This is a genomic window from Geodermatophilus obscurus DSM 43160 (genome assembly GCF_000025345.1).
Lineage (GTDB): Bacteria > Actinomycetota > Actinomycetes > Mycobacteriales > Geodermatophilaceae > Geodermatophilus > Geodermatophilus obscurus.
Map to the genome: position 1 here is coordinate 5129590 of NC_013757.1, position 16997 is coordinate 5146586.

Annotated in this window: 16 protein-coding genes; 5 read left to right on the forward strand and 11 right to left on the reverse strand. The window is 76.1% G+C overall.

Features of this window, described 5'->3' with window-relative positions; all coding sequences use genetic code 11:
* Nucleotides 1–9 precede the first annotated feature (9 nt).
* Nucleotides 10–417: a RidA family protein gene (locus GOBS_RS24100; protein ID WP_012950871.1), complete on the forward strand. Its 408-nt coding sequence runs from the start codon at nucleotides 10–12 to the stop codon at nucleotides 415–417.
* Between the two features lie 79 nt (nucleotides 418–496).
* Here GOBS_RS24100 and GOBS_RS24105 read toward each other — a convergent pair whose 3' ends face one another.
* Nucleotides 497–1795 (reverse strand): amidohydrolase family protein, encoded by a 1299-nt coding sequence (locus GOBS_RS24105; RefSeq protein ID WP_041241665.1) that lies wholly within the window; start codon nucleotides 1793–1795, stop codon nucleotides 497–499.
* 63 nt (nucleotides 1796–1858) lie between these two features.
* Here GOBS_RS24105 and GOBS_RS24110 point away from each other — a divergent pair, with 63 nt between their 5' ends.
* The 3 genes from GOBS_RS24110 to GOBS_RS24120 are packed head-to-tail and all read left to right on the forward strand — an operon-like array spanning nucleotide 1859 to nucleotide 3872.
* On the forward strand, nucleotides 1859–2533 hold the full coding sequence (locus tag GOBS_RS24110; protein WP_012950873.1) for a DedA family protein: 675 nt from the start codon (nucleotides 1859–1861) through the stop codon (nucleotides 2531–2533).
* Nucleotides 2530–3201, forward strand: a complete 672-nt coding sequence (locus GOBS_RS24115; protein ID WP_012950874.1) for an HAD-IA family hydrolase — start codon at nucleotides 2530–2532, stop codon at nucleotides 3199–3201. The genes GOBS_RS24110 and GOBS_RS24115 overlap by 4 nt, the downstream gene beginning before the upstream one ends.
* A complete protein-coding gene (locus GOBS_RS24120) occupies nucleotides 3198–3872 on the forward strand; it encodes an alpha/beta hydrolase family protein (protein WP_012950875.1) in 675 nt (224 codons plus the stop codon). The genes GOBS_RS24115 and GOBS_RS24120 overlap by 4 nt, the downstream gene beginning before the upstream one ends.
* Here GOBS_RS24120 and GOBS_RS24125 read toward each other — a convergent pair.
* The 10 genes from GOBS_RS24125 to GOBS_RS24170 all read right to left on the reverse strand — a co-directional run bounded on the left by GOBS_RS24125 (nucleotide 3841) and on the right by GOBS_RS24170 (nucleotide 16500).
* Nucleotides 3841–4728: an SRPBCC family protein gene (locus GOBS_RS24125; RefSeq protein ID WP_012950876.1), complete on the reverse strand. Its 888-nt coding sequence runs from the start codon at nucleotides 4726–4728 to the stop codon at nucleotides 3841–3843. The two genes, GOBS_RS24120 and GOBS_RS24125, sit on opposite strands and share 32 nt — an antisense overlap.
* A 98-nt stretch (nucleotides 4729–4826) precedes the next feature.
* On the reverse strand, nucleotides 4827–5684 hold the full coding sequence (locus GOBS_RS24130; RefSeq protein WP_012950877.1) for an FAD binding domain-containing protein: 858 nt from the start codon (nucleotides 5682–5684) through the stop codon (nucleotides 4827–4829).
* Nucleotides 5681–8176, reverse strand: coding sequence for a xanthine dehydrogenase family protein molybdopterin-binding subunit (locus GOBS_RS24135; RefSeq protein WP_012950878.1), 2496 nt, complete (start codon nucleotides 8174–8176; stop codon nucleotides 5681–5683). Before GOBS_RS24135 ends, GOBS_RS24130 begins: the two co-directional genes overlap by 4 nt.
* Nucleotides 8173–8709 (reverse strand): (2Fe-2S)-binding protein, encoded by a 537-nt coding sequence (locus tag GOBS_RS24140; protein WP_012950879.1) that lies wholly within the window; start codon nucleotides 8707–8709, stop codon nucleotides 8173–8175. The genes GOBS_RS24135 and GOBS_RS24140 overlap by 4 nt, the downstream gene beginning before the upstream one ends.
* A gap of 277 nt (nucleotides 8710–8986) precedes the next feature.
* On the reverse strand, nucleotides 8987–10216 hold the full coding sequence (locus GOBS_RS24145; RefSeq protein WP_012950880.1) for an MFS transporter: 1230 nt from the start codon (nucleotides 10214–10216) through the stop codon (nucleotides 8987–8989).
* A 97-nt stretch (nucleotides 10217–10313) separates the two neighbouring features.
* Entirely contained in the window at nucleotides 10314–11717 is a 1404-nt protein-coding gene (locus tag GOBS_RS24150) for a GAF domain-containing protein (protein ID WP_166487502.1), read from the reverse strand.
* 10 nt (nucleotides 11718–11727) lie between these two features.
* Nucleotides 11728–13269 carry a mycofactocin biosynthesis glycosyltransferase MftF gene (mftF, locus tag GOBS_RS24155; RefSeq protein ID WP_012950882.1) on the reverse strand — a complete coding sequence of 514 codons (1542 nt, stop codon included), beginning with the start codon at nucleotides 13267–13269 and terminating at the stop codon, nucleotides 11728–11730.
* Nucleotides 13266–13808 carry a cysteine hydrolase family protein gene (locus tag GOBS_RS24160; RefSeq protein ID WP_012950883.1) on the reverse strand — a complete coding sequence of 181 codons (543 nt, stop codon included), beginning with the start codon at nucleotides 13806–13808 and terminating at the stop codon, nucleotides 13266–13268. The genes mftF and GOBS_RS24160 overlap by 4 nt, the downstream gene beginning before the upstream one ends.
* A gap of 38 nt (nucleotides 13809–13846) precedes the next feature.
* Entirely contained in the window at nucleotides 13847–14560 is a 714-nt protein-coding gene (gene mftE, locus GOBS_RS24165) for a mycofactocin biosynthesis peptidyl-dipeptidase MftE (protein WP_208104351.1), read from the reverse strand.
* A gap of 14 nt (nucleotides 14561–14574) precedes the next feature.
* Nucleotides 14575–16500, reverse strand: a complete 1926-nt coding sequence (locus GOBS_RS24170) for a mycofactocin system FadH/OYE family oxidoreductase 2 (RefSeq protein WP_012950885.1) — start codon at nucleotides 16498–16500, stop codon at nucleotides 14575–14577.
* A 52-nt stretch (nucleotides 16501–16552) separates the two neighbouring features.
* On the opposite strand from GOBS_RS24170, the gene GOBS_RS24175 reads away from it, so the two are divergent.
* Nucleotides 16553–16930, forward strand: coding sequence for a YchJ family protein (locus GOBS_RS24175; protein ID WP_012950886.1), 378 nt, complete (start codon nucleotides 16553–16555; stop codon nucleotides 16928–16930).
* Nucleotides 16931–16997 lie beyond the last annotated feature (67 nt).

Consider the following 16997-nt stretch of genomic DNA (forward strand, 5'->3'; position numbering starts at 1 on the left):
GAGGACGACATGAGCGTGGACCTGGTCGACCCGGCGGGCCTGCTGGCCCCGCAGATGTACCGGCACATGGCCGTCACCTCGGGCAGCCGGACGGTGTACCTGTCGGGCCAGGTCGCCCGGGACGCGGAGGGGCGGCCGGTCGGCGCCGGCGACCTCGCCGCGCAGGTCGAGCAGGCCTACCGCAACGTGGCCACCGCACTCGCGGCCGTCGGCGGCACCTTCGACGACGTGGCCAAGCTGACCGTCTACGTCGTCGACTGGTCGCCGGAGAAGCTCGCCGACCTCGGCGCCGGCGTGTCCCGCGCCGCCGACGCGATCCAGGGCGATCCGGTCCGGCCGACCACCCTGCTGGGCGTGACCGCCCTGGGTGAGCCCGACCTGCTGGTGGAGGTCGAGGCGGTGGCCGTCCTCGACTGAGCGGTGCCGGGCCGGGGAACACGGCGTCCCCGCGCCGGGGGCGCTCCGCTCGGACGCGCTCCGCTCAGGCGCGCTCCGCTCAGGCGCCGGCGAGGCGACGGGCGCGGCCGGCGACGTCGGCGCGCAGTGCCTCGGCGTCCACCGTCGTGCAGGCGCCGTCGCGCACCACCCGCCGCCCGCCGACCCAGGTGTCGCGCACCAGCCGCGAGGTGCCCGACCAGACCAGGTGGGTGAGCAGGTCGACCGGGTCGAGCACCGGCTCGAAGCCGAGGTCGCGGGTGTCGACGTGCACCAGGTCCGCGCGCCGCCCGACGGCGACCTGGCCGAGGTCCGGGCGCCCGATCGCGTCCGCGGCTGCACCGGTGGCCAGCCAGAACGCCTCGGCGGCGGTCAGCGCGGTGGCCGAGCCCTCGCGCAGCCGGGCCAGCCCCGCGGCCAGCCGGACGTCGGCGAGCAGGTCAAGCCCGTCGTTGGAGGCCGGCCCGTCGGTGCCCAGCCCCACCCGGACGCCGCGGTCGAGCATCGCCCGCACCGGCGCGATCCCGCTGGCGAGCTTGGCGTTGCTCGCCGGGCAGTGGGCCACCGCGACGTCGTACTCCCGCCACAGCTCCAGGTCACCGTCGTCGACGTGCACGCTGTGCGCGGCCAGCACCCGGCCGCCCAGGACGTCGTGCGCGGCCAGCAGCGCGGGCACCGACAGCCCGTGGGTGGCCAGCAGATCCGCGCCTTCGCCGGCGGTCTCGGCGACGTGCAGGTGCAGCAGCAGGCCGTGCTCCCGGGCGGCGGTCGCAGCGTCGCGCAGCACCGGCAGCGGCAGCGTGTAGGCCGCGTGCGGGCCGATGCCGTACTCGACGGCGCCGTCGGCGGGCGTGGACGTCGCCAGCGTCACCGCGTCGGCCAGCTGCTCGGCCAGCGGCGGCATCCCGGGCAGCGGCAGCAGCGGGGTGGCGACGACCGCGCGGGCGCCGGTGCGGCCGACGGCGGCGGCGATCCGCTCGGGCGAGAAGTACATCTCGACGCTGGTGGTGACCCCGCCGCGGAGCATCTCCGCCGACGCCGCGGTCATCGCCACCTCGACGTCCTCGGGGGTGAGCCGCGCCTCCCGCGGCCAGATCACCTCACGCAGCCAGCGCGCGAGCGACAGCCCCTCGGCCTGCCCGCGGAACAGCACCATCGGCGCGTGCGAGTGGGTGTTGACCAGCCCCGGCAGCAGCACCCCGGGGACGGCGACGAGCTCGGCGTCCCCGGCGTCCGGCGCGTCGGCAGCCGGGCCGACCCAGGTGAGCGTGCCGTCCTCGACGTCGACGGCGGCGTCGGGCACGACCGTGCCGGCGCGGTCCCCGACGACGACGGCCCGGGCGGTGAAGCGCTGCCGCATGGGTGGCGAACCTACCCCCGCCACCACCCGGCCCCCTCCAGGCGACGCCGTTACCGTGGGCGCATGTCTGTGCTCGCCGCCGCCGCGTCCTCCGACGGAGGCGGCATCACCGGCTTCCTCCTCGACATGGTCGAGCGGCTCGGCGCCGTGGGGGTGGGCCTGTCGATCCTGCTGGAGACGGTCATCCCGCCCATTCCCAGCGAGGCGGTGCTCGGCCTGGCCGGAGTGCTCATCAACGACGGCCGGCTGGCCGTCGTGCCGGTGGTCCTCTTCGCCACCCTGGGCTCGATCCTGGGCGCGGTCTTCTTCTACTACGTCGGCCGGGCGCTCGGCCCGCGCCGCTCGCACGCGTTCCTCGACCGGCTGCCGCTGGTGGAGACCGCGGACGTCGACAAGACCTTCGCCTGGTTCGAGCGGCACGGGCGCTCGGCGGTCTTCTTCGGCCGCATGGTGCCGATCGTGCGCAGCTTCATCTCCGTCCCCGCCGGGGTCGTGCGCATGCCGTTCGGGCAGTTCCTGCTCTTCTCCGCCGCCGGCAGCCTGATCTGGAACAGCGTGCTGATCGGCCTCGGCGTGGCGGCCGGTGACTTCGTGCAGGCCAACCTCAAGTACCTCGACTACGCCGTCGTCGCCGCCTTCGCCCTGGGCATCGGTTACCTGGTCTACAAGAGGGCCAAGGACGTCCGCCACCACCGCCAGGCCCACCGCGCCGGCACCGACGAGAGCCGGTCGACGTGAGCGCGCGACGCCCGCAGGTCGTCGCCTTCGACGTCAACGAGACACTGCTCGACCTCGGCCCGGTGCGGGCCGCGCTGGTCGAGCTCGGGCAGCCGGCCGATCTGCTGCCGGCGGTCTTCGCCCGCACGCTGCTCACCGGCTTCGCCGCCGCCGCGACCGGCACCTGGTGCCGCTTCCGCGACGCGTTCGACGCCGCACTGGCACAGGCCACCGACCTCGGCGAGGACGAGCGGTCGGAGGTCGCCGGCGCCTTCTTCGAGCTCGCGCCGCACCCGGACGTCGAGCCCGCGCTCCGCCGGCTGGTCGAGGCCGGCGTCCGGGTGGTGACGCTGACCCACGGCTCCCCCGGCGTCGCCGAGGCGGGACTGGAGCGCGGCGGCGTGGCCCCGCTGGTGGAGCGGTCGCTGTCCAGCGAGGTCATCCGGGCCTGGAAGCCCACCCGCGAGGTCTACCTGTGGGCGGCCGGGGTCTGCGACGTCGAACCGTCCCGCCTGGCGCTGGTCGCGTCGCACGGCTGGGACGTGCACGGCGCGCTGCGGGCGGGTCTGACGGCCGCCTGGTTCCCGCGCGCCGAGCGCGTCTACCCGGCCGTGTACGACCCCGCGGCGATCGTCGCCGGCGACCTGGCCGGCGCGGTCGACGCGCTGCTCGCGCTACCGGCCGAGTGAGGGAGGTCCACACCCCGCTCGGTCCCGCCCGGGTCACCGCCACCGAGCCCGCGGGCACCGTCGTCGGGACGCTGGTCCTCGGCCACGGGGCGGGCGGGGGCACCGGGTCGGCCGACCTGGTCGCCGTCACCGCCGGCGCCGCCGCCGCGGGCTGGCGGGTGCTCGGCGTCGAGCAGCCCTGGCGGGTGGCCGGGAAGCGCATCGCGCCGGCGCCGCCCCGGCTGGACGAGGGCTGGACGGCCGTGCTCACCGCGCTGCGGGACGACGGCCGGCTGACCGGCCCGCTGGTGTTCGGCGGCCGCAGCGCGGGGGCGCGGGTGGCCTGCCGGACGGCGGCCGAACTCGGGGCGGACGGCGTGCTGTGCCTGGCCTTCCCGCTGCACCCACCGAGCCGTCCCGAGCGCAGCCGCGCCGACGAGCTGACCGCCGTGGCGGTGCCGCTGGGCGTCGTGCAGGGCGAGCGGGACGCGTTCGGCCGCCCGGAGGAGCTCGCCGCGGTGCTGAGCGGGCAGCACCGCGCCTCGCTCCACGCCGTCCCCGGCGACCACGCGCTGACCCGCAGTCCGGACGTCGTGGCCCTGGCCGCGGTCGACTGGCTGGCCGGGGTCGCCGGGGCGCGCCCCGGCGACCCCGCGGAGGTCAGCGGCGCCGGCGCCGGACGACCAGCGTGACGACCAGCAGCAGCGCCGCGGCACCGGCCAGCGGGGCGGCGTAGCGGGTCAGCGCGGCCCCGCCGGCGACCTCGAGCAGGTCGATCGGCTCGGGCTCGGCGTGCTTGGGACCTGACGTCCGGGCCGCCGGGGCCGCCGTCGTGGCCGGCGGCGGCGGGATGACGGCGGCCGGCGTGGTGTCGGCGGCCGCCGAGGCGGCGGCGGTGTCGCCGCCCGACACCCCGTCGGTGGCCGCGGCTGCGGTCTTCTTCGCCGCCGCCGCGGTCTGGCGGGTCTTCTCCGCGACCGCGTTGTCCCCCGGCACCTGCTCCACGGAGGCCGCGACCTCCTCGACGGCACCCGCTGCCTTGGCCGCGGCCTCCTTCGCCGGCGTCGCCGGTGCGGGGGTCGCCGTCGCGGTCGCGCCCGCATCGCCGGCACCCAGCTGGGCGGCGAGCTTGTCGGCGAACTGGCCGAGCAGCTTGTTGCCGACGTCGGTCATCACACCGCGGCCGAACTGGGCCGGCCGGCCGGTGATGTTCAGGTCGGTCAGGACGTCCACCCGCGTGGTGTCGCCCTCGGCCTTGAGCTGGGCGGTGATGAGCGCGGCCGCGGTGCCGTTGCCGCGCTGGTCCTTGCCGCGGCCGTCTATGACCGCCTTGTGGGCCGCCTCGTCCTTCTCGACGAAGCTGGCCTTGCCCTGGTAGGTCAGGTTGATCGGGCCGAGCTTGACCTTGACCCGGCCGGTGAAGTCGTCACCGGTGACCGAGTCCAGGGCGGCGCCCGGCATGCACGGCGCGATCCGCTCGATGTCCAGCAGCACCCGCCAGGCTTCGTCGATCGGCACGGGGACGGTGAACGAGTTCTCCAACTGCACGGTGCTACCTCCTGGGTTACGGAGCTCGGCCGGTCCGCCCCCGGGTGAGGGCGGGCCGGCCGAGTCGGGTCGAGCGAGTTCCGAGGGGTGGACCGACGCTACAGCCCCGCCGCCGCGGTGACCGCACGACGAGTGAGCACCTGCGCCAGGTGCTCCCGGTAGTCCGCCTGGGCGTTGAGGTCGCTGGTCGGGGAGGTCCCCTCGGCGGCCGAGCGCGCCGCCGCGGCGATCGTCTCCGGGCTGGCCTCGGCACCGGCCAGCGCGGCCTCGACCGCGCTGGCCCGCAGCGGCGTGGTGCCCATGTTGGTCAGCCCGATCCGCGCCTCGGCGATGTGCCCGTTCTCCCGGCGGACGACCGCGGCCACCGCCACGATCGACCACGCCTGCGCCACGCGGTTGAACTTCTCGTAGCGCATCCCCCACTCGCCGGCCAGCTTGGGGACGCGGATCTCGACGAGCAGCTCCCCCTCCTCCAGCGCGGTGGTGAGGTAATCGAGGAAGAACTCCGCGGCGGGCACCGTCCGCCGCCCCTCGAGGCCGGCGATGACGAACTCCGCGTCCAGGGCCAGCGCCACCGCCGGCAGGTCGCCGGCGGGGTCGGCGTGGACCAGGGCCCCGCCGAAGGTCCCCCGTGCACGGACCTGCCGGTCGGCCACCGTCTCGGTCGCCTCGGCGATGAGCGGTGCGTGCTGCAGCACCAGCGGGTCGGTCATGACGTCGTGGTGGGTCGTCATGGCCCCGATGACGAGGGCGTCGCCGTCGTCCCGGACGCCGCGCAGCTCGGCGACCCGGCTCAGGTCGACCACCGTCTCCGGCGCGGCCAGCCGCAGCCGCATGACCGGGATCAGCGACTGGCCGCCGGCGAGGACCTTGACGTCGTCCCCACCCTCGGCGATGGCCTGCAGGGCCTCGTCGACGCTGGTGGGGCGGGCGTACTCGAACGCAGCGGGGATCACCGGTCACCTCCGAGGGCGGACTGGGGGGTGGAGACGCCGGCGGTGGTCTCGGTCTGCGCCCCACCCCAGGCGTTGGTGCCGGCGGTGGCACGGTCTCCGCCGTCCCCGCCCTGGTGCAGAGCCCGCCAGACCCGTTCCGGGGTGAGCGGCATCCGGATGTCGGAGACACCGAGGTGCCGGACGGCGTCCAGCGCGGCGTTCACCACGGCCGGCGTGCTCGCGATGGTGCCGGCCTCCCCGACCCCCTTCGCGCCGATCGGGTTGCCCGGGGCCTCGTGCACCGTGTTGTCGGTGTCGAAGTGCGGCAGGTCGGCCGCCGAGGGCACGAGGTAGTCGACGAAGCTGCCGGTGGTGAGGTTGCCGTCGGCGTCGTAGACGGCCTCCTCGAACATCGCCTGGGCGATGCCCTGCGCCAACCCGCCGTGGATCTGCCCCTCGACGATCAGCGGGTTGACGATCGTGCCGACGTCGTCCACGCAGGCGTACTTGCGGATCTTCGCCATGCCGGTCTCGGTGTCGACCTCCATGGCGCAGATGTGCGTGCCGTGCGGGAAGGAGAAGTTCTCCGGATCGAAGGTCGCGTCCGCGTCGATCGACGGCTCCATGCCCTCGGGGAAGTTGTGCGCCGCGAACGTGGCCAGGGCGATCTCCTGGATGGAGAGCTCCGAGCCGGGCGTGCCGCGGACGGAGAACTTCCCGCCGGAGAAGTCGAGGTCGTCCTCGCTCGCCTCGAGCACGTGCGCGGCGACCCTGCGGGCCTTCGCCACGACCTTCTCGGCCGCGTTGACCACCGCAGCCCCGCCGACCACCAGCGACCGGGACCCGTAGGTGTCCAGCCCGCGCGGCGAGACCGCGGTGTCGCCGTGCAGCACCTCGATGTCCTCGAACGGCACGCCGAGCCGGTCGGCGACCAGCTGGCTCCACGCCGTCTCGTGGCCCTGGCCGTGCGGGGTCGCTCCGCTGACCACCTCGACCTTGCCGGTCGGCAGCATCCGGACGGAGGCGTGCTCCCAGCCGCCGGCGCCGTAGGACAGCGAGCCGAGCACCCGGGAGGGCGCCAGGCCGCACATCTCGGTGAAGGTGGAGACGCCGATGCCGAGCTGCACCGGGTCGTTCGACTCCCGGCGGCGGCGCTGCTCCGCACGCAGCTCGTCGTAGCCGATGAGCTCCAAGGCCTTCTGGGTCGCGGTCTCGTAGTCCCCGCTGTCGTAGGTCATCCCGGCCACCGAGGTGAACGGGAACTCCTCGGCCCTGATCCAGTTCTTGCGGCGCAGCTCCAGCGGGTCCATGTCCAGCTCGACGGCGAGCTCGTCCATGATCCGTTCGATGGCGAACGTGGCCTCGGGGCGGCCGGCGCCGCGGTAGGCGTCGGTGGGCACCTTGTTGGTGAAGATGCCGTCGCACTCGAAGCGGTAGGCCGGGAACTTGTAGATGCCGTTGAACATGAAGGCACCGAGCACCGGCACGCCGGGGCTGACCAGGCGCAGGTAGGCGCCCATGTCGGCGAGGATCCGGCAGCGCAGGCCCTTGACGTTGCCCTCGCGGTCGGCGGCGATGTCGATGTACTGGATCTGGTCGCGGCCGTGGTGGGCCGTCATCAGCGACTCGCTGCGGGTCTCGGTCCACTTGACCGGCTTCCCGAGCCGGCGGGCCACGAGCAGGCTGATGACCTCCTCGGGGGTGACCTGCAGCTTGCCGCCGAAGCCGCCGCCGACGTCGGGAGCCACCACGCGCAGCTTGTGCTCGGGCACCCCGGTGACCATCGCCAGCATGATCCGCAGGATGTGCGGCACCTGGGTCGAGGACCACAGCGTGTAGTTGTCGCCCTGCGGCTGGACGACGACCGACCGGGGCTCCATGAACGCCGGGATCAGCCGTTGCTGGACGAACCGGCGGCTGACCACGACCTCCGCGTCGGCGAAGGCCTGGTCGGTGTCGGCACCGGTACCGGCCTCGCCGCCGTCGAAGACGAAGTGGTAGCTGCGGTTGGACTCCAGGTGGTCGTGGGTCAGCTGGGCGCCGTCGGCGACCGCCTCCTCCATGTCCAGCACCGCGGGCAGCACGTCGTAGTCGACGTCCACCAGCTCGACGGCGTCCTGCGCGGCGGCCTTGCTGCGCGCCACGATGACCGCGACGGCCTCGCCGACGTGGTTGACCTCGTCCACGGCGATCGACGGGTGGCCGGGGTTGACCATGTCGGGGGTGACCGGCCAGGCACACGGGATGGAGCCCTGCTCGTCGGCCACGTCGCGGCCGGTGAGGACCGCGATCACGCCCGGCGCCTCCTGGGCGGCCGAGACGTCGATGCCGGTGATCTTGCCGTGGGCCACGGGGCTGCGGACGACGGCCAGGTGCAGCATGCCCGGCAGCACCATGTTGTCGGTCCAGGTGGTCCGGCCGGTGATCAGCCGGGCGTCCTCCTTGCGGCGGCGGGCCTTGCCGACCTCGCGCTCCGGCGCCTCGGTGGTGGCCCGGTCCTCGACCGCGGTCACTGCTGGGCCGCCACGTGCGGAGCGGCCGCGGTGTCGACCTCGGCCGGGGAGACGTGCCCGTCACCACTGCCGCGCATCTCGCCGGCGGCCTGCTGCACCGCGCGGACGATGTTCTGGTAGCCGGTGCAGCGACAGAGGTTGCCCTCGATGCCCTCGCGGACCTCGGTGTCGCTCGGGTCCGGGTTCTCCTTGAGCAGGTCGACCGAGGCCATGATCATCCCCGGCGTGCAGTACCCGCACTGCAGGCCGTGCATCTCATGGAACGCCTTCTGCATCGGGTGCAGGCCGCCGTTCGGCGCCAGCCCCTCGATGGTCGTCACCTCGCCGCCGTCGGCCTGGACGGCCAGCACGGTGCAGGACTTCACGGCCGCGCCGTCCAGGTGGACGGTGCACGCGCCGCAGTTGCTGGTGTCGCAGCCGATGACGGTGCCGACCTTCCCCAGCTGCTCCCTCAGGTAGTGCACCAGCAGCGTCCGGGGTTCGACGTCGTCGGTGTACGTCACCCCGTCGACCCGCACGTTGATCTGGGTCACCGTTTCCTCCGCTCCTCTGCAGGGGTCGCGTGTGGCTCCGGACACAGCCGCACCTGCGGCGAGTCTGTCGAGCGGCGCGTGACTTAGGCCACGCTTACCTGGGGACGGCGCCCCGGCACAGTTCCCGCAGCTGCGGACCCTGAGGCCCCTTGTTCCCGCAAGTGCGGACCTTTGACGGTTTATGCTCCGCGACTACGGCAGCAGAGCAACGTTGCAATGCTGTTGCAGCGACTCCGGGGACGACCACCACGGGAGAACAGAGGGACCGCCCCGAGCGTCACCTGGCCGGCGCAGGGGCCGCCCGCACCGGGCCGGTCCGCTGCTCGCGGCGGCGCAGCGTCGCCGAGGCGGTGAGCGCGGCGAGTCCGACCGCGGCCAGCGCGGCCCCGACGGTGGCCGGGGCGGTCCAGCCCAGGCCCGCCGCGATGACCACGCCGCCGAGCCAGGCACCCAGGGCGTTGGCCGCGTTGAGCGCCGAGTGGTTGAGCGCGGCGCCCAGCATCTGCGCCTCGCCGGCCACCTCCATCAGCCGCAGCTGCAGGGTCACCACCAGCACCGAGGCGGTCGCCGAGAGCAGGAAGAGGCCGGCCAGCAGCCCCGGCGCCCAGGAGGCGAGGAGCGACACCAGCGCGAGCAGCACGCCCATCGAGACCATGGCCCCGACCAGCGAGCGGAACAGCGCGAGGTCGGCGAGCCGGCCGCCGAGCGCCGTCCCCAGGACGCCGCCGACGCCGAAGACCAGCAGCACCCACGGCACGGCACCCCGTGGCAGGCCGGCCTCCTCCGTGGTGAGCGGCGAGACATAGCTGTAGACGGCGAACATGCCGCCGAAGCCGACCGTGCCCACCAGCAGCGTCAGCAGCACCTGCGGACGGCGCAGCGCGGTGAGCTCGGTGGCGATCGTGACCTCCTGCCGTCCGGGCGACGAGGGCACGAACGCCAGCACCGCTGCCACGGTGGCCACGGCGAGGACGACGACCGCCCAGTAGGCCGCCCGCCAGCCCAGCGACTGGCCCAGCCAGGTGGCCGCCGGGACACCGGCCAGGTTCGCCACCGCCAGGCCGAGCATCACCGAGCTGACCGCCCGCCCGCGCAGCTCGGCCCGCACCAGGGACGCCGCCACGAGCGAGGCCACCCCGAAGTAGGCACCGTGCGGGAGGCCGCTGACGAAGCGGGCGAGCAGCAGCGCGGAGTGCCCCGGCGCCAGCGCGCTGCCCAGGTTGCCGACGAGGAACGCGGCCACCAGGCCGATCAGCAGCCCGCGCCGGGGCAGCCGGGCGCCGAGCGCGGCGAGGACCGGCGCGCCCACCACCACGCCCAGCGCGTAGGCGGAGATGACGTGCCCGGCAGTGGGGATGTCGACGCCCACGCCCTCGGCGATCTCGGGCAGCACGCCCATCGTGACGAACTCGGTGGTGCCGATGGCGAAGCCGCCGAGCGCCAGGGCGACGACCGCGGCGACGACCCGCCGGGTGCTGAGCAGGGGGACGTCGAGCGCTGCGGTCACGTGGTGATGGCAAGGCCGGTGGTCCCGGCCACATTCCCCGCGTCAGGAACGTGCCGGAGCGGCCCCGTCCAGAGGCTCGCCGCGAGCCTGCGAGCGGTCAGACGGCCCCGTCCAGGGCACCGCCCTGAGCCTGCGAAGGGTGGGGAGGACGGGGTCCTTGTGGGGGCCCTTGCTGCACGGGCGCCCGGGCAGCGCGGCGCAGGCGGTGCAGGTGTGCGGCGACGGCCGGCCGGCTCGGGGCACCGGGCGGCAGGGTCTCCAGGCAGGCCTGCCACACCGCGGCGTCGCCCTGGGCCTCGGGCAGCCGGGTGTAGCGCAGCAGCAGCTCGGGACGGCGGGCGGCGAGCACGGCCTGCCGCAGCGAGGCGGTGAGCCGGTCTCGGGCGGCGACCACGCCGGGCGCCGACGAGCGCGGCAGCACGGCGCCGGGATAGCGCTCCAGCGCCTGGCCGACGGCGCCGCGGGCCAGCAGCCGGCGCACCTGGTCCAGGTCCGTCTCCAGCGGGCCGGTCAGCCGGTAGGGGCGTGAGCCCAGCAGGGAGGCGCCGACCAGCCGCCGCAGCCGGGACAGCTCGGCCCGGACGGTGACCGCTGCCGCGTCCCCGGCGTGGCACTCCGCGGCCAGCTGCTCGGCCGTGCGCCCACCGCTCCCGGCCGCCGCCTCGGCGAGCAGCACCAGCAGCTCGGAGTGGCGCAGCGAGAGCTCCGCCGGGCCGGAGGCGGAGGGCAGGACCAGCCGGGCGCGATCCCGGCCGAGCACCTCCAGCCGCGGGACGGGGCGGGCGGGCGGCCGCGGTGCCGGGGTCACCCGCCGGGCGGCGTCCTCCCGGTGCAGCCAGCGCAGCTCGGCCTCCACGGCGGCCACCGTGGCCCGCACGAGGGTGAGCACCTGGGGACTGGCCACGTGGTCGCCGCCGGTGACGTCGATGGCGCCGAGCAGCACGCCGGTGACCGGGTGGTGCACCGGCGCGGCCGAGCAGCTCCAGGGCTGCACCGGGCGCCGGTAGTGCTCGCTGCCGTAGATCTGGACGGCGTGGTCGAGGGCCAGCGCGGTGCCCGGGGCGTTGGTGCCGGCGACCTCCTCGGCCCACCGTGCGCCCTCGACGAAGTGCATCGCCTCGGCCCGCGCGCGCAGCTGCCGGTCGCCCTCGACCCAGAGCATCCGGCCGTCGGCGTCGGTGATCGCGACGATCATCCGGTCGGCCTCGGCGTCCTCGACCAGCAGCCGGCGGATCACCGGGAGCACCGGGGCCAGCGGGTGCGCAGCGCGGTAGGCCAGCAGCTCGTCGTCGAGCAGGTCGACCGGCGGGGCCTTGCCGTCGGGGTCGACACCGCTGCCGAGGCTGCGCCGCCAGGAGTCCCAGACGACGGCGCGGACCTGGTCCGGGACCGTGGGACCGGAGCGGGTGACGAGCGCCTCGTGGGCCGCGCGCAGCCTCCGGGTGTGCGAGGGGTCGGGCAGGCCGTCGGGCAGCGCGACCCACGGGTTCACCGTCGTCACGGCTCAGCCGTCATGTGGTCGTCCGCGGGCTCGGGTCCATCGTCCGCCCATCGTGACCGCTCTTCCGCGATTCCACCAGGGAGCCGGTGGTGGGCAACCGGTTCGGGGACGGCGGCATCGGTGCAGGCCGGGCGGGGAGGAGCGCCCGGGGGTCGCGGGCCCGCAGCGCCCCCGCCCACAGGCCCGCGCCGTAGGCGAGGTCCTCCAGTCGCCGGGCGGCGGCGAAGCGCAGCGGCCCGACCCGTCCGCGGTGCGGCCACCAGGCGAGGACGGCGTCGGCGACGGCGGCCGCGGCGACCCCGCGCCGGGCGCGCCGGGAGACCGCGGCGGCGGCCAGCGCGAGCGGCCAGTGGTGCCGGGTGACGCTGCGCGCCAGCGTCCTCCCCGCCGCGGCGCCGCCCCGCACCACGAGGACCGCGGCCAGGCCGACCGGCGCGCGCTGTCCGGGCCGGGCCAGCCGGGACGCCAGGCGGGCGGTGGCGACGGCGAGCACCCCGGCGCCGGCCAGCGCGCCGGACCGGCGTCCGGTCAGCGCCAGCGCCCAGGCCCCCGCCGACCACGACGAGACCACCAGCGGCGCCACCGCGGCGCCGTGCCGGGCGGCCAGCAGCGCGGCGCCGGTGCCGTAGAAGGCGCGGCGGCGCAACCACTCGCCGGGCGCCGACCGGTGCTCGTGCGCCACCGCCGCCGACGGCTCGTAGCGCACCCGCCAGCCGGCCGCGACCAGCCGCCACACCAGGTCGACGTCCTCGGCGACCCGCATCGACTCGTCGAACCCGTCACCGAGGGCGTGCCGGCGGGCCACCACCGCCGCGCTGGGCAGGTAGGGGACCGCCGTCCCCGGGGCGACCGGTGCGGGGTGCGGGCCCATGTCCAGCGCGCTGACCGCGGCCTCGTACGGCTCGACCCAGCCGCCGCCGTCCGCGGGCAGCGCGGTGATCCGCGGGGCGACGAGCGCCAGCCGCGGGTCGGCGGTGTGCCGAGCCAGGGCCGACGACCAGCCCGGCAGGGGCACGCAGTCGGAGTCGAGGAAGGCGACCAGGTCCGTGGTCGCTGCACGCATGCCGGCGTTGCGGGCGGCGGCCGGGCCACGGGCGGTGGCGTGCCGCAGCATCCGGGCACGGTGCCGGCCGGCGATCGCGGTCACCGCGGCCGGGTCGGTGGAGCCGTCGTCCACCACGAGCACCGGGACGGCGGCGGTGTCGGGGTCGGCACGGAGCGCGGTGAGCAGCCGGTCGAGCTCGGCCGGGCGGTCCTTCACCGGGACGACGACGGTCAACTCCCCCGCCGGGGCGCCGTCCGGCTCGGGGTGGGCGAGGCCGGCGTCCAGCAGGCGGGCGGCCAGCGTGGCCGTGGTGGCGTCCCGGACGACGAGCCGGTCCCCGCGCAGCAGGTCGCGGGCCCGGGGCTGCAGGCGGACCAGTCGCAGCGGCGACCCGCCGAGCAGCGTCGTCCCGCCGTCGCGGCGGCGGACCCGGGGATCCAGCCGGACGGCGGTGCCGTCGGGGAGCCGGTCGGGCGGGGGGACGGCGACCGCTGGCCCCCCGCTCATGCCTCGGCCAGGACCTCGGCGGTCGTGGTGACCTCGACCAGCGGCGCGTAGCAGCCGAGGATCCGCATGGTGTCGTCGTGGGCCTCGTCGCTCGCGCCGGCGCAGGCGTCGGAGACCACCCGCACGAGCACGCCGGCGTCCGCGGCGGGCAGCACGGTGGAGAGCACGCAGCAGTCGGTGGCCACCCCGGCGACGGTGACCGGACCGGCGCCGACCAGCTCCGCGACCTCGGGCACCCACTTGCCGAAGGTCGGCGCGTCGACGACGGGGTGGTCGCGCGGGTCCTCGGAGAGCTGGAACAGCGGGAGGGCGTGCGCCTGCCTGAAGTAGTCGTACTTGGCGTAGTAGTCGGCCCAGGCGCCGGTCGGCTCGTCGGGGACGACGAAGCGGGTGAAGACGACGCGCTCGCCGAAGGCCTCCACCAGCGAGCGGATGCGCGGGCGGACCTCGTCGAAGCGGGGCGTCGTCCACGGTGATCCCGTGTCGCGGAAGACCTCCTGGTAGTCGACGACGACCAGCCAGCCGGACGGGGACCCCATGCCCCGGACGATAACCTCGGGCGGCCGGGGCGGTTCCGTCAGCCGCGGAGCCGGCCGGTAGGGTCGACGTCCCACGCCCGGACGGCGGCGGCCAGCCGCCCGGCCATCCCGGCGAGCAGCTCCGCGCCCTCCTCGGCCGAGGCGCCGGCCGGGTCGCCGAGCACGCCGGTCGGACTGACCGCGCGCACGCCCTCGGCGCGCAGCCGGGGCAGCAGCTCGGCGATCGGCGTGGGATCCCCGGCGACGGCCCGGTCCGCGCGGACGGCGTCCGGTTCCACGTGCAACATCGCCGAGGTCTCGGTGCGCCCGGCGTGCGCGTCGGCTCCGGCGACGCCGCAGGGGAACCAGGCCACCTCGCGCGCCTCGGCGCGCAGCTGCGTGCCGGCCGTGCGCAGCGCGTCGAGGTTGCCGCCGTGGCCGTTCACCAGCACCAGCCGCCCGGCCCAGCGGCAGGCCGACCGGCCGTACTCGACGAGCAGCCCGGTCAGCGCCTCGGTGCCGATCGAGACGGTGCCGGGGAAGTCCTCGTGCTCCCCGCTGGCGCCGTAGGCCAGCGCGGGGGCCAGCAGGACGCCGTCCAGGTCGTCGACGGCGGCCTCGGCGACCGCGCAGGCCACGGAGGTGTCGGTGCCCAGCGGCAGGTGGTGGCCGTGCTGCTCGACGGCGCCGAGCGGCACCAGCAGCAGCGGGCGCTCGGGCAGGTCGGGCCAGGTGGCGCCGGCGAGCCTCGTTCTCGGGACGGCGTCGGTCACCCGCGCCACGGTAGTCAGACCGCCAGGCCGACCCGGTCGCCGTCGAGGGTGGCCGCGCCGGCCCTGCGCGGAGCGAGGCAGTCGCCGACCCGGTGCACCTCCAGGCCGCTGTCGCGCAGCGCCGACCACAACTCGTCGTCGGCGCGCGGAGCGGTGGCGGCCACCACCCAGTCGGCGGTGCGCTCCTCGGCCGCGCCGGTCGGGTGGTGCAGCAGCCGCACCGTGCAACCGTCGACGGCGGTGACCAGCCGCTCCGTCGTCCGCCGGATGCCGAGCTCGGCGGCCCGCCGCTCCCAGCCGGGCCGGTCGAGGGTGAGGCCGAGGTCCTGGCCGACGACCAGTGCGGCGGTCACCACCTCGACCGTGCAGCCGCGGGCGGCGAGCAGCACGGCCACCGAGGTGGCCGCCGCGGCGCCCAGGTCGTCGACGACGAGCACGTCGCCGGTGGGCTCGACCGCGCCGGTGAGCACGTCGCGGACGTCGACCACCCGATCCCCCTCCCCTGCCCAATCCGGCCGCACCGCGCGGGCGCCGGTGGCGAGGACGACGACGTCCGGGGCCTCGGCCCGCACGCGCGCCGCGGTGGCGCGCACGCCGGTGCGGAGCGCCACCCCTGCCCGGGCGCACTCGGCCGCGAGGTCGTCGACCAGCGGGCGCAGCCCCTCCCGGCCGGGGGCGGACGCCGCGACCCGGATCGCGCCACCGGTGCGGTCGGCCTGCTCCCACACGGTGACCGCGTGCCCGCGGGCGGCGGCCGTCGCGGCGGCGCGGAGCCCCGCCGGCCCGCCGCCGACGACGAGCACCCGCCGCCGGCGCCGCGGTACCGGCAGCGGCGCCTCGCGCCCGGCCCGCGGGTTGGTCACGCAGCCGAGCGGCCGGTTCAGGCCCACCCGACCGACGCACTCCTGGTTGCAGCCCAGGCAGCGGCGCACCTCGCCGTCCCGCCCGGTCAGCGCCTTGGCGGCGAACCCGGGGTCGGCGATCTGCGCCCGGACCGCGCCGACCAGGTCGCAGTCGCCGTCGGCCAGCGCGCGCTCGGCCTGGGCGGGGGTGAGGAAGCGGCCGACGCCGATCACCGGCACGCCGACCGCGCTCCGGATCGCCGCCGAGAGGTAGCGCGCGTAGCCGGGCGGGGTGGTCATCGGCGGGACGACGCGGTCGAGGGTCGCCGTCGCGACGCCGACGGTGGTGCTGACGTGGTCGACCAGGCCGCGGTCGGCGAGCAGCCGCGCAGTGGCCACCGCCTCGGCGAGCGCCGTCCCGCCGTGCAGGCCCTCCTCGTCGGCCAGCCGGACGCCGAGGGCGCGGCCGGGGCCGAGCGCCTCGCGGACGGCGGTGAGCACCTCGACCAGGAAGCGGGCGCGGGACTCGAGCGGGCCGCCGTAGCGGTCGGCGCGCCGGTTGGTGGCGCGGGACAGGAACTGGCGGACCAGCGAGGACTGCGAGGCCTGGACCTCCACGCCGTCGAAGCCGGCCGCGGCACAGCGGGCGGCGACGTCGGCGTACCCGGCGACCAGGCGGGCGAGGTCGGCGGTGGTGGCCTCGCGCGGGACCTCACGGAACAAGGGGTCGGGCACCGGTGACGGCGCGAGCACCGGCATCCGGCTGTGCAGCGAGTCCGACTGCCCGCCGTTGTGGTTGACCTGGGCGAACACCGGCACGCCGTGCGCGTGGACGGCCTCGGCGACCCGCCGCATCCCGGGCAGGACAGCGGGGTCGTGCCCGCGGACGAGCTTCTCGTAGGACCGGTCGGCGGGGTCGGTCGAGCACTCCTCGGTGACCACCAGCCCGGCGCCGCCGGCCGCGCGGGCCGCGTAGTAGGCGGCGTGCCGCTCGGTGAACCCGCCGTCGACGGCGAAGTTCGTCAGGTGGGCGGGGAAGACGATGCGGTTGGGCAGCGTGACCGGCCCGACCCGCAGCGGCACGGACAGGTGTCGCACGTGTTCTCCCTCCGCGGTCGGCCGGCTCCCGGGACGGTAGAGACTCCCAGGCATGGCCCCTCGACGCTGCCCCTGCGGGACCGGGCTGCCCTACGCCGAGTGCTGCGGCCGGCTGCACGACGGCGCCGCGACGGCGGGGACGGCCGAGCAGCTGATGCGCTCGCGGTTCAGCGCCTTCGCCGTGGGCGACCCGGCGTACCTGCTCGCCACCTGGCACCCCTCGACCCGCCCGCCGTCGCTGGAACTCGACCCGACCGTGCGCTGGGCCGGCCTGGACGTGCTCGCCACGACCGACGGCGGGCTGCTCGCGGCGGAGGGCACGGTCGAGTTCCGGGCCTGGTACCGGCACGAGGCCGAGACCGGCAGCCAGCACGAGACGAGCCGGTTCGTCCGCGAGGACGGCGCCTGGCGGTACCTCGACGGCCGGTGATCCCCGACCCCGCTGCGCGCCGGCAGTCGGCAGCTGACCGGCGCCCGTCGTGGGGCGTCGGCCAGCT